Genomic DNA, 13,058 nt, shown 5'->3' with positions numbered 1-13,058 from the left:
CGCCATCGGCGCCAAACGCCGAGGTGAAGTTGGCGGCGAAGTTCTGCGTGGCGTTGGTCGCCAGCACGGTTTCGTCCACCGTCAGCGTTGGCTCGGTGCCGGTGGTGCTGATGCTCGGGCCGTCGTCCTTGAATACCAGGTTCTGCCCGATGTTCAGGGTGGCCTGGACGCTGTCGCCATCCCTGTCGGTTTTGGTTGCCGTCAGGGTCACCAGGTTGTCGGCGGTCAGGCTGGTGGAATCATCCGGATTGGTGGTGTCGGAATGCACCACGGCGCGAAGCTGATCGAGGGTGACGTCACCGTTGGCGGCAACGCTGACAGTGAACACCAGTTGATTGGTCGTCGCCGTACGGCCTTCGACCACGCCGCTGTTGAGCGACAGGTTCACTGCCTCATTAGTGGCCGTGTCGGTCAGCCCGGAAGCCCCGGCTACCACGCCCAGCGCATAGGTCAACGTGCCGGCGCCATCGGCGCCAAACGCCGAGGTGAAGTTGGCGGCGAAGTTCTGCGTGGCGTTAGTTGCCAGCACAGTTTCGTCTACTGTCAGTGTTGGCTCGGTGCCGGTGGTGCTGATGCTCGGGCCGTCGTCCTCGAAGATCATCTTCGAGCCAATTTCGGCGGTCGTAGTAGAGGCTTGGAGCAGCTTGAAGCCACCGATATCGAAATCGGCGTGGTTATTGCCCTTGGCGTCGGTAGCCGCGCCATTCTCGATGAGCACGCGGTTGTGGTCTGCCGTTGTGGTGTATTCAATCTTGTAGCCGGCTTTAACGCCGGTGATGGTTGCAACCCCGGAAGCAAAGCTGATGACAATGGCCGGATCATTCGCCGATCCGTCCGAGTTCTCGATCACCAGCCCGGTGCTGATGTTGATGACGCGAACATTGCTGATTGCAACTGACGTATCACCCACATAGCCGTTGATGAAATTCACGCCAGGTTCAGCAGCGGTGCTGAATGCGCTGATTTTTACCACAGCGCTCTTGCCGCTTTGCAACTGCACGACGTCGAAAGTGGCCGACCTCGTATTGAACACGGCGGTAAAGTCGATGTTGGCTTCAACATCTGCTTCGTTCTGATCCAGGTTGGGAATGGTCACATTCTGCCGGGCACCGGTGACGAACGAAAAGCGGATGCCTTCCTGTTCCGTAATCATCTGACTGTTGGTGCCGAAGGTGGTCGGGCCACCCGCCTGGCTGGTATTGATCGTGTCGCCCGTCGTTATATTGGCGCCGCTCGACTGGTCGGCGGGGTTCTTGCCGGTGGCGATAATTGTCGGGTCCGTGATCCGCAGGACCCCACCGACGTCGACAACGGTCGGGTTCGCCGTCGTGAACATCAGGAACAGGTTTTGCCCTGAAGGCGCATTGGCCAGGCTGAATACCAGGTCCTGGCTAGCACCGATGAACACCTTGTTCAGCAGGTTGAGGGCATCGTCCGGGTTACTGGCGTCCGGATGCTTGAGCGGTTGGTATTCCACTGTCCAGATCTTGCCGCCGCTGACCGGTGATCCGGTTTCCTCAATGTAGGCCGCGAACACGATCGCGCCGGCTGGGCCCCCGGCTCGGCCCAGCAGGATGTTGTTGTTGGTATCGGTATAGAGAAGGATATCGGTGCCATTGAGGGTATCGAGTCCGCTGTCCAGGCCATTGAGCGCTGCGCCAAGGCTGTCGGTGAAGCTGATATCGGAAATGCTGGCTCCGGGCGCCGCGGTGATGGTGAACGCATTGCTGCCCGTGTTGCCCGCCGCCCCCGTATAGCCACTCAAGGCCGCACCTGTTGCGGTACCTGCCCCCAGTGCTGTCAGCCGGGTAGCGAAGGCCGAGGGCAGCGCCGTGAGCAGAATGTCATTGTCGTCAGCGTCTCCCGCAGGGACTGCGGTGGCCATGCTGTTCTGCAAGCCGGCTGTTTCGTCCAACGAAACGTTTACCCCCGTCGCTACCACGCTCAGGGCGCTGTCGGTAAACGACGTTGTCGCGACAACGTCGTCACGAGTAGCAAACTTGCCATCGGCACCGGCAGAGGTGGCGGTGAGCAGGAACGTCGCGCCTGCCGAATCGTCGGGATTCACGTACCACGAGGTCGTGACGCTGCCGTTGACTTGGCCGTCGAGATCGCCAGCACCGCCGTCGGTCACGTACCAGGGCTCATGTCCCTCGCCGGTGTTGGTATTGAGTACATCGTCGGGCGTGCCCCACAGGTTATCCGCGCCTGGGCCGGTGGCGTGCTCCACTTCGAGCGCCACTGTGCTACCAGCGGCGAAACCGCTGGCCGTGATGATGGCCGTGCTGCCGGGGGCGTAGTCTGCTTGATCGGTTGTGACGGTCGGCGTCTGCTGGGGCGGTGGATCGCTTACGACGGTAGCGTTTTTGTCTTTGCTCGCAACGGCATTCTGGCGGATGGGGAACAGATCGGTACTGCTGTCACCGGTCAGGTCGCTCGTGGGTGTTGTTATTTTTTTGCGGGTAGTCATGACATTCTCCAGAGCAATTCCAGGCGTAGGGGCCGGACCGTGGACCTACTATCGATACACGCTGCAACTATGGATAAGCGTCGGAACTTGTGCATCGGCCGATACTCCCAGGCGAGATGGGAGTTTCGGACTACTTGGGAGGGGAAGCGCGATGACGTAGCGCTGCGCTCAATGTCGTGCGCAACCTGTAACGGGGTAATGAGCCATTTTCAGCACGCTGGTCAGGAATCTTGACTACAGTATCAACTGGTGACTGCTACCAATGTCGCCACCGTGATCGTTCAAGAGACGCCGGCAACGTCCCGCGCGTCCACCACCTGATCAGGAGTGCACGATGGATCTCAACCGTCGGCAGTTCTTCAAGGTCGCAGCAGTTGGCCTTGGAGGCTCGAGCCTGGCGGCGTTGGGCATGGCCCCGACACCTGCCTTCGCCGAGCAGGTGCGCCACTTCAAGCTGGCGCACACCAAAGAGACCCGCAACACCTGCCCCTACTGCTCGGTCGGCTGCGGCCTGATCATGTACAGCCAGGGTGATGCGGCCAAGAACGTGGCGCAGAACATCATCCATATCGAAGGCGACGCCGACCATCCGGTGAACCGCGGTACGCTGTGCCCGAAAGGCGCCGGCCTGCTCGACTTTATCCACAGCCCCAGCCGTTTGCAGTACCCCCAGGTGCGCAAGGCGGGGAGCAACGAGTGGACGCGGATTTCCTGGGATGACGCGCTTGACCGTGTCGCCGACCTGATGAAAGCCGACCGTGACGCCAACTTCATCGAGAAGAATGCCCAGGGCCAGACCGTCAACCGTTGGCTGAGCGTAGGCTTCCTGGCCGCCTCGGCGTCTTCCAATGAAGCCGGCTACATGACCCACAAGGTCATTCGCAGCCTTGGCATGCTGGGGTTCGATAACCAGGCACGTGTCTGACATGGCCCGACGGTGGCAAGTCTTGCCCCGACGTACGGCCGTGGAGCCATGACCAACCACTGGACCGATATCGCCAACGCGAATCTGATCCTGGTGATGGGTGGCAACGCTGCAGAAGCCCATCCCTGTGGCTTCAAATGGGTGACCGAGGCCAAGGCCCACAACAAGGCCCGTCTGATCGTGGTCGACCCGCGTTTTACCCGAACCGCTTCGGTGGCCGACTATTACGCGCCAATCCGCACCGGCAGTGATATTGCCTTCATGGGCGGGTTGATCAATTTTCTGCTGAGCAACGACAAGATCCAGCACGAGTACGTGCGCAACTACACCGATGTGTCGTTTATCGTCAAAGCCGGTTTCAGTTTCGAAGACGGCCTGTTCAGTGGTTACGACGCGGCCAAGCGCAGTTACACCGACAAGTCCGGCTGGGGCTACGAAATCGGCGAGGACGGCTTTGCCAAGGTCGACCCGACGCTGCAGGACCCACGCTGTGTCTACCAGTTGATGAAGCAGCACTACAGCCGCTACACCCTGGAACTGGCCAGCCAGATCTGCGGTATGCCGGCCGACAGCATGCGCAAGATCTGGGAAGAGATCGCTACTTGCTCGCAACCGGGCAAGACCATGACGATTCTTTATGCCCTGGGCTGGACTCAGCATTCGATCGGCTCGCAGATCATCCGCAGTGCCGCCATGGTCCAGTTGCTACTGGGCAACGTCGGCATGCCGGGTGGCGGAGTCAACGCCTTGCGTGGGCACTCCAATATCCAGGGGCTGACAGACCTTGGGCTGTTGTCCAACCTGCTGCCGGGTTACCTGACCCTGCCCGCGGATGCCGAGCAAGACTACAACGCCTACATCGCCAAGCGTGCGCCCAAGGCACTGCGGCCGGGGCAGCTGTCCTACTGGCAGAACTATGGCAAGTTCCATGTCAGCCTGATGAAGGCCTGGTATGGCGCCAACGCCACAGTCGAGAACAACTGGGGCTATGACTACCTGCCGAAGCTGGATATCCCCGGTTACGATGTGTTGAAGATGTTCGACATGATGGCCAAGGACCAGGTCAACGGTTACTTCTGCCAGGGCTTCAACCCGATTGCCGCCTTGCCCGACAAGAACCGCGTTACCGCCGCCCTGAGCAAGCTCAAGTGGCTGGTGGTGATGGACCCGCTGGCCACCGAGACCTCGGAGTTCTGGCGCAATGCCGGGCCGTTCAACGATGTCGAAACGGCCAGTATCCAGACCGAAGTCATTCGCCTGCCCACCACCTGCTTTGCCGAGGAGGATGGCTCGCTGGTCAACAGCAGCCGCTGGTTGCAATGGCACTGGAAGGGCGCCGAAGGGCCGGGACAGGCGCGTACCGACGTGCGCATCATGAGCGAGCTGTTCCTGCGCCTGCGCGAGCGTTATCAGCGCGACGGCGGCGCTTGGGCCGAGTCGATCCTCAAACTCAACTGGCCCTACAAGGTGCCCGAAGAGCCGACGCCGGAAGAAATCGCCAAGGAGTTCAGTGGCTACGCCGTGGCCGATGTCACCGATGCCTCGGGGGCGCTGGTCAAGGCCGGGCAGCAACTGGCCGGCTTCGCCCAGCTCAAGGACGATGGCAGCACCGCCTCCGGTTGCTGGATTTTCTCTGGCAGCTGGACCGAGCAGGGTAACCAGATGGCCCGGCGCGACAACGCCGACCCGTACGGGATGAAGCAAAACCTGGGCTGGGCCTGGGCCTGGCCGATGAACCGACGGATTCTCTACAACCGTGCCTCGGCCGACCCTCAAGGCAAGCCGTGGGCGCCGAACAAGCGCCTGGTGTGGTGGAACGGCAAGGCGTGGGGCGGCACCGACGTGCCGGACTTCAAGGTCGATGCGGCGCCGGAGTCGGGGATGAACCCGTTCATCATGAACCCTGAAGGGGTCGCGCGCTTCTTTGCCCTGGACAAGATGGCCGAAGGGCCATTCCCCGAGCATTACGAGCCGTTCGAGACGCCGATCGGCATCAACCCGTTGCACCCGAACAACAAGCAGGCGACCAGCAACCCGGCCGGGCGGGTGTTCGATTCGGTCTGGGACAGCCTGGGGCAAGCCAAGGACTTCCCTTACGCGGCCACCAGCTACCGCCTGACCGAGCACTTCCACTTCTGGACCAAGCATTGTCCGATCAACGCCGTGACCCAGCCCGAGCAGTTTGTCGAGATCGGCGAAGCCCTGGCCAAGGAGAAGGGTATCGCCGCCGGTGACCGGGTACGGGTCTCCTGCAAGCGTGGGCATATCGAGGCAGTTGCGGTGGTGACCAAGCGGATCCGGCCGTTGCAGGTCAACAACCAGACCGTGCACCAGATCGGCATTCCGTTGCACTGGGGGTTTACCGGGGTAACCCGGCACGGCTACCTGACCAACACCCTGGTGCCGTTCCTCGGTGATGGCAACACCCAGACCCCGGAATCGAAGTCGTTCCTGGTCAACGTGGAGAAAATCTGATGGCCAGCCAAGACATCATCGCCCGTTCGGCCACCACCACCGCCCCTTCGTCTATCCGTCAGCAGGAGGAAGTGGCCAAGCTGATCGACACTACCAAGTGCATCGGTTGCAAGGCCTGCCAGGTGGCCTGTTCGGAATGGAACGAGCTGCGTGACGAGGTTGGCCACAACCATGGCACCTACGACAACCCGCAGGACCTGAGCGCCGAAACCTGGACCCTAATGCGCTTCACCGAGCATGAGACCAGCGAGGGCAACCTGGAGTGGCTGATCCGCAAGGACGGTTGCATGCACTGCGCTGACCCCGGCTGCCTGAAGGCCTGCCCGAGCCCGGGAGCGATCATCAAGCATGCCAACGGCATCGTCGACTTCAACCAGGACCATTGCATCGGTTGCGGTTACTGCATCACCGGCTGCCCGTTCAACATCCCGCGGATCTCGCAGAAGGACCACAAGGCTTACAAATGCACCCTGTGTTCCGACCGCGTGTCGGTGGGGCTGGAGCCGGCCTGCGTGAAAACCTGCCCGACCGGCGCCATCGTCTTCGGCACCAAGCAGGACATGAAGGAGCATGCCGCCGAGCGCATCGTCGACCTCAAGTCCCGTGGTTTCGACAACGCCGGCCTGTATGACCCGGATGGCGTCGGCGGTACCCACGTGATGTACGTGCTGCACCACGCCGACACACCGAGGATATACGCAGGCCTTCCGGACCAGCCGATCATCAGCCCGCTGGTCGGCTTGTGGAAAGGTGTGACCAAGCCGCTGGCGCTGCTGGCCATGGGCGCGGCGGTGCTGGCCGGGTTCTTCCATTATGTGCGCGTCGGCCCGCAACGGGTCGAAGAAGACGAGCACCCCAGCCCGCCGGATGCCAGCGTGCATGTGGTCGACCCAGCGGTGCATGTCTATGACCCGAACCGGCCAGGTGGGCAAGGGGAGGAACGACCATGAACGACAAACCGATCCTGCGCTACAACGCCAACGAGCGGACCAACCACTGGCTGGTGGCGATCCTCTTCATCATGGCCGCGTTGTCGGGGCTGGCGCTGTTTCACCCGGCGCTGTACTGGCTCAGCCATCTGTTCGGTGGCGGGCCCTGGACGCGCATATTGCATCCGTTCATGGGCGTGCTGATGTTCGTGTTCTTTCTTGGCCTGGTGCTGCGTTTCTGGCGGGCGAACTACTTTATCGCCAACGATCGCCTGTGGCTCAAACGCATCGACCGGGTGATGCGCAACGAAGAGGAGGGCGTACCGCCGATCGGCAAGTACAACCCCGGGCAGAAGCTGCTGTTCTGGACGCTGCTGCTGTGCATGCTGGTCCTGTTGATCAGCGGCGTGGTGATCTGGCGCGCCTACTTCAGCAGTTACTTCGGCATCGGCTCGATTCGCCTGGCAACCCTGCTGCATGCGCTGGCGGCGTTCGTGCTGGTGCTGAGCATCATCGTCCACATCTACGCCGGCATCTGGATCAAGGGCTCGGTCAGCGCCATGCTGCATGGCTGGGTCAGCCGCGCCTGGGCGAAAAAGCACCATGAGCTGTGGTATCGGGAGGTGACCGGCGACAAACAACCGGAGCCGCCGATCAACAAAAAAGGATGAGCGCTTGAGTACTCTTCTGGAACCCGGGCAGATCGAAGCGGCGGCCAGCACGCCGCCGTTTCTCTATCTGCCGCCGAAGAACCTGTTCGCCTTGCGCGCGCAGCGGCTGGAGCTATTGGCCGAGGGCAACCCGCTGGCGGATTACCTGCGGTTGCTGGCCGGACTGTGCCAGGTACAACAGGGCCTGCTGGACCAACCGCCTGCCGCAGCCCCCAGCGACACTGAGCGCCAGCGCCTGTGTGTCGAGCACGGCTTGCCACCGCTGGCGGCCGACAGCCTGGTGCGCGAAGGGCATTGGCTGGCTTATCTGCAGGCGTTGTTGCAGCGCTATCCGGCTTCGCGTGGCGCTGTGGCGGATGCGGTGGCAGTACTGCAGCGTGCTGCCGACGAACAGCGCAAGCTGTGGGCCATCGCCTTGCTCACAGGCCAGTACAGCCTGGTACCGGCGGCGTTGGTGCCGTTTCTCGGCGCCGCGTTGCAGGCCGCCTGGAGCCATTGGTTGCTGAGCCTGCAGGGTGTCGAGTTGAAGGCGGCGGACAGCCTGTGCCAATGCCCGGCCTGTGGCTCACCGGCGATGGCCGGGGTGATCCGCCACCGCGGCAAGTACAACGGCCTGCGTTACCTGGTGTGTTCGCTGTGTGCCTGCGAATGGCATGTGGTGCGGGTCAAGTGCGTGTACTGCGAGCAGAGCAAGGACCTCAAGTATTTCAGCTTTGAGGACGACCGCCATGCCAGCGCCAAGGCACCGCTGCAGGCCGAGTGCTGTCCGGGCTGCAACGCCTATCTCAAGCACATCTACCTGGAAAACGACGCCGATGCCGAAGCGCTGTCGGCCGACCTGGCCAGCCTGGCGCTGGATATGCGCCTGGATCAGGAAGGATTTCAGCGCCTGGCGCCGAACCTGTTGCTGACGCCGGGAGGGGAGTGAGATCGGGTCTACACTGAGGTTTTGCCCATGCCACCCGAACCCTGTGGGAGCTGGCTTGCCAGCGATGCAGACGCTGCGGTCCATCGCCAGGACTGTAGTGATGCCATCGCTGGCGAGCCAGCTCCCACTAGGTCAACGCTGAAGTTGAGAACCGTCTGAATGCCGTCCAACCTCGCCAAGCTCCCGACCCGCCTGCCCTCCATCGACACCCTGTTGCGTCACCCCGCCAGCCTCCCGCTGATCGACCGCTACGGCCGCGACGCTGTCCTGGCCAGCCTGCGCCAACTGCTCGACGACCTGCGCGACGACGCCAGGCTCGGTCAACTGGATGCCGCCGAGCTAGCCGCCCCCGTGCTGCTGGGCCGGGCTGCCGAGCGCCTTGCTGCCCAGCACCGCAGCCAGGTCCGCCGGGTGTTCAACCTCACCGGCACGGTGTTGCACACCAACCTGGGGCGGGCCTTGCTGCCTGAGGAGGCCATCGACGCCGTGCAACGGGCTGCCCGCTACCCGCTCAACCTTGAATTCGACCTGGCCAGCGGCAAACGCGGCGACCGCGATGACCTGATCGAAGGCCTGATCCGCGAGCTCACCGGCGCCGAGGCCGTCACTGTGGTCAACAACAACGCCGCTGCCGTGCTGCTGGCGCTCAACAGCCTGGGCGCACGCAAGGAGGGGATCATCTCGCGTGGCGAGCTGATCGAGATCGGTGGTGCTTTTCGTATTCCCGATATCATGGCCCGCGCCGGGGTCAAGCTGCATGAAGTGGGCACCACCAACCGTACTCACGCCCGCGATTACGAAGCGGCCATCAGCCCGCGCAGCGGCCTGTTGATGCGCGTGCATTGCAGCAACTACAGCATCCAGGGCTTCACCACCCAGGTGCCGACGGCAGAACTGGCGCAGTTGGCCCATCGCCACGGGTTGCCGTTGCTGGAAGACCTGGGCAGCGGCAGCCTGCTCGATCTCAGCCGCTGGGGCTTGCCGGCCGAGCCTACCGTGCGCCAGTCCCTGGCTGATGGCGCCGATATCGTCACCTTCAGCGGCGACAAACTGCTGGGCGGGCCCCAGGCGGGCATCATCGTCGGGCGCAAGGACTTGATCGCGCGGATCAAGAAGAACCCGCTCAAACGCGCCTTGCGGGTCGACAAGCTTACCCTTGCGGCACTTGAAGCCGTGCTGGCTTTGTACCGCAACCCCGATCAGTTGGCCGAGCGCCTGCCCAGCCTGCGCCTGCTGACCCGGTCGCAGGCCGATATCCTCCAGCAGGCCGAGCGCTTGCTGCCGGCGTTGGCTCAACAGCTGGGCGACCACTGGACGGTCAGCGCAGAGCCTGCGCTGGGCATGATCGGCAGTGGCAGCCAGCCGGTGGCGCGCTTGCCCAGTGCTGCCTTGTGTTTGCGCCCACAGGTCTCCAAGCGCCTGCGCGGGCGCACCTTGCATGGCCTGGAGAGCGCGCTGCGGGCCCTGCCGATTCCGGTACTCGGACGCATCGATGACGATGCCCTGTGGCTGGACCTGCGCCAACTCGATGACGAAGCCGCGTGGTTGGCGCAGTTGTCGCAGGTGCAGGTGTGATTGTCGGTACCGCCGGGCATATCGACCACGGCAAGACGGCCCTGCTCGAAGCCCTGACCGGCCAGGCGGGCGACCAGCGCCGGGAAGAGCGCGAGCGCGGCATGACCATCGACCTCGGTTATCGCTATGCCGCCCTGACCGAGGGCGCACCTCTTACCGGCTTTATCGATGTGCCCGGCCACGAACGTTTTATCCACAACATGCTCGCTGGCGCCCAGGGTATCGACCTGGTGCTGCTGGTCGTCGCTGCTGATGACGGGGTGATGCCGCAAACCCGCGAGCACCTGGCGATTGTCGAATTGCTGGGCATTCCCCAGGCCCTGGTGGTGATCAGCAAGTGCGATCGGGTCGAGCCGCAGCGGGTGCAGGAAGTACAAGTCCAGGTCAGTGCGTTGCTGGCGGCCGGGCCTTATACGGGCGCGGCGCAGTTCGTGGTTTCCAGTGTGACGGGTGAGGGCATCGAGCCGCTGCGCCTGGCCTTGCTGGCGGCCCAGGGCGAGGTCAGCCAGCGCCGTAGCCAGGGCGGTTTTCGCCTGGCCATCGACCGCGCGTTCGCAGTAGCTGGCGCCGGCATCGTGGTCACTGGTACCGCGCTGGACGGGCGTGTGCAACTGGGCGACACCCTGCTGCTGGGTAAAGCCGGCAAGCCGGTGCGGGTGCGTGGCCTGCATGCGCAGAACCAGGTGGCTGCCGAGGCCCATGCCGGGCAGCGAGTCGCCCTGAACATCAGCGCCGAGCGCCTGGACCTTGAGCAGATTCACCGCGGCGACTGGCTGCTTGCCGAGTGGCTGCACGCGCCGACCCAGCGTCTGGATATCGAGCTGCAGCTACTGGCCAGCGAACTTCGCGCCTTCGAGCATTTCAGCCCGGTGCACGTGCACCTGGGCACCCAGGATGTCACCGCCCGGGTGGCTTTGTTGCAGGGCGAGCAGTTGCTGCCGGGCGCGCGCATGTTCGCCCAGTTGCTCAGCAATGCACCGCTGCAGGCGGTTCACGGTGATCGGCTGGTACTGCGTGACCAGCGTGCACAACGTACCCTTGGGGGGGGCCGTGTACTCGACCCCTTTGCGCCTGCCCGCCAGCGCCGCAGCGAGGCGCGCATCGCCCAGTTGCAGGCATTGGCCTGCGCCAACAGCCTGGAACAGGCCCTGCCGGCACTGCTCGCCAGTGACGACATCGGGCTCGACCCACAGCGCCTGGAGCGTCAGTTCAACCGCCTGCGCAGCAGTTGGCAACTACCTGCCAATGTCCAGATAATCGCTACCCGGCAAGGACCGCTGCTGTTCACCGATGAGCATTGGCTTGCACTGCAAACCGCAGTGCTGGAGGGGCTGGCGCGTTTCCATGAGCAGGAGCCGGATCAGCTCGGCCCTGATCGCGATCGTTTGCGTCGCTTCATTGCCCTGGCACTGGAACGTCCGGCATTCATCAGCCTGGTGGATGAGCTGCTCGCCGGCGGCAGGTTGGTCGGTAGCGGGCCCTGGCTGCATCTGCCCGGGCACCAGATACGCTTGAGCGATGCCGACTCCCAGCTGTGGAGCCAGTTGCAACCGTTGCTTGAAGAAGGCACGTTCGATCCGCCCTGGGTACGCGATCTGGCCAGGTCGGTAAAAGCCGATGAGGCCGAGGTGCGCTTGTTGCTGCGCAAGCTCGGGCGCTTGGGGCAGGTGCACCAGGTGGTGCGCGATCTGTTCTATCCTGAGGCCACGATCCGGCAAATGGCGGCTATGCTCTTGCAGCTGGCCAGCGATGACCCGGTGGTGCAGGTCGCAGCGTTTCGCGATGTCTTGGGGATCGGCCGCAAACGCAGCGTGCAGATACTCGAGTACTTCGACCGCATCGGCCTGACCCGGCGTGTTGGCGATCGGCGGCAGATCCGCGCCGACAATGCCCTGGCCCAATCGCCCGGGCAGTAATCCGTACAAGGAAGGCAATCGCGCCCGGTGGCGCGGCCGGGCTTCAAACCCGGTTGGGGACGGCAGCCGTTCCTGGGCAGGTTCGACTCCCGCTGCCTTCCGCCATTTTCTACTGTGCGCGCTCGCCGCACAGGTCCAGGGCGAACCAGTGCTCCGCCGCCTGAACATCCAGCCCGGCGCCGAGCAAGGCGAACATCTTGCCCAGCGCAGCTTCGCGGGTCATGCCGCCAGCGCTGACCAGGCCGGTGTCGCGCAAGCGGCTGCCGGCCGCATAAGTATCGAAGTGCACCGCACCTTCCGGGCACTGGCTGATAGCAGCAATCAACACCCCGCCTTGGCGAGCGTCGTGCAATGCATCCAACAGGTCCTGATCGTCCGACGGCCCGGTGCCGCTGCCGTAGCACTCCAGCAGCAGGCCTTGTACACCGCTGGCCAGCAGGCCGCGCAGATGACCGACCTGCAGCCCGGGGAACACCGGCAACACCATCAGGTTTACCGGTTGGCATGGCTGGCGATAATCCAGGCAGGCCGGGATCGTCTCGACGCGTTGCCCATCGCGTTCACGCGGCAGCGTGGCGAAGGCATCGAAAGCCTCGCTGCGCAGCTTCGAAGCGCGCGCGCCATGCAACAGCTGGCCGTGGAAATACAGCTGCACACCGTTGTCGATACCCGTCGCCATCAAGCGCAGGGCGCCGCAGAGGTTGTCCCAGGCGTCGCTGTCGGGGGCGCCGGCCGGCAACATCGAGCCGGTCAGCAGCACGGGTACCGGCAGGCCGAGCAGCAGGAACGACAGTGCCGCGGCGGTGTAGGCCAGGGTGTCGGTGCCGTGCAGCAGGAGGATGCCGTCATGGCCATCGCGCTCGACCGCTTCGACAATCGCCTCGCGCATGGCCAGCCAGTTGCCTTGCTGCATATTGGCGCTGTCGATCAACGGCGTCAGTTCGTGCAGGCGCCAGGTCAGCAGCGGCGCATCGGCCAGCTGTTGCAGGTGCTCACGCATGCGCGCTTCGAAGCCACCGGCAGGCGCCAGGCCTTGCGGGGTTTGCAGCATGCCGATGGTGCCGCCGGTGTACAGGACTAGAAGGTTCTTGACTGCACGCATGAGAAATTTCCGGGCAGGTGAGAGAAAAGCGGGGGAGGGGGAAGCCGCCCACGAACGGGGCGGCTTT

At 63.6% G+C, this 13,058-nt stretch carries 8 protein-coding genes and 1 tRNA gene; 7 read left to right on the top strand and 2 right to left on the bottom strand.

Translation table 11 applies throughout. The features are described 5' to 3' along the window. On the bottom strand, positions 1 to 2,470 hold a 2,470-nt coding region (locus ABM562_RS08695; protein WP_460421442.1), incomplete at its 3' end, for a DUF5801 repeats-in-toxin domain-containing protein. Between the two features lie 334 nt (positions 2,471 to 2,804). Here ABM562_RS08695 and fdnG point away from each other — a divergent pair. The 7 genes from fdnG to ABM562_RS08660 all read left to right on the top strand — a co-directional run bounded on the left by fdnG (position 2,805) and on the right by ABM562_RS08660 (position 11,994). After that, positions 2,805 to 5,870 (top strand): formate dehydrogenase-N subunit alpha, encoded by a 3,066-nt coding sequence (fdnG, locus tag ABM562_RS08690; protein WP_166675632.1) that lies wholly within the window; start codon positions 2,805 to 2,807, stop codon positions 5,868 to 5,870. Further along, positions 5,870 to 6,820: a formate dehydrogenase subunit beta gene (gene fdxH, locus ABM562_RS08685; RefSeq protein ID WP_115085080.1), complete on the top strand. Its 951-nt coding sequence runs from the start codon at positions 5,870 to 5,872 to the stop codon at positions 6,818 to 6,820. Before fdnG ends, fdxH begins: the two co-directional genes overlap by 1 nt. After that, positions 6,817 to 7,470 carry a formate dehydrogenase subunit gamma gene (locus ABM562_RS08680; RefSeq protein ID WP_115085081.1) on the top strand — a complete coding sequence of 218 codons (654 nt, stop codon included), beginning with the start codon at positions 6,817 to 6,819 and terminating at the stop codon, positions 7,468 to 7,470. The genes fdxH and ABM562_RS08680 overlap by 4 nt, the downstream gene beginning before the upstream one ends. 4 nt (positions 7,471 to 7,474) lie before the next feature. After that, positions 7,475 to 8,398 carry a formate dehydrogenase accessory protein FdhE gene (gene fdhE, locus ABM562_RS08675; RefSeq protein ID WP_460421439.1) on the top strand — a complete coding sequence of 308 codons (924 nt, stop codon included), beginning with the start codon at positions 7,475 to 7,477 and terminating at the stop codon, positions 8,396 to 8,398. A gap of 159 nt (positions 8,399 to 8,557) precedes the next feature. After that, on the top strand, positions 8,558 to 9,973 hold the full coding sequence (selA, locus tag ABM562_RS08670; RefSeq protein WP_460421437.1) for an L-seryl-tRNA(Sec) selenium transferase: 1,416 nt from the start codon (positions 8,558 to 8,560) through the stop codon (positions 9,971 to 9,973). After that, positions 9,970 to 11,889 carry a selenocysteine-specific translation elongation factor gene (gene selB, locus ABM562_RS08665; RefSeq protein ID WP_460421435.1) on the top strand — a complete coding sequence of 640 codons (1,920 nt, stop codon included), beginning with the start codon at positions 9,970 to 9,972 and terminating at the stop codon, positions 11,887 to 11,889. Before selA ends, selB begins: the two co-directional genes overlap by 4 nt. Positions 11,890 to 11,898: 9 nt before the next feature. Then, a tRNA-Sec gene (locus ABM562_RS08660) sits at positions 11,899 to 11,994 on the top strand. A 4-nt stretch (positions 11,995 to 11,998) separates the two neighbouring features. Here the strand turns inward: ABM562_RS08660 and ABM562_RS08655 are convergent. After that, on the bottom strand, positions 11,999 to 12,991 hold the full coding sequence (locus ABM562_RS08655) for an asparaginase (RefSeq protein WP_134061295.1): 993 nt from the start codon (positions 12,989 to 12,991) through the stop codon (positions 11,999 to 12,001). Between the last annotated feature and the right edge of the window lie 67 nt (positions 12,992 to 13,058).

Source organism: Pseudomonas sp. ZL2, from assembly GCF_054788455.1.
The sequence above is the reverse complement of the archived record's forward strand: the minus strand, read 5'-3'. Positions and strand labels throughout refer to the sequence as shown.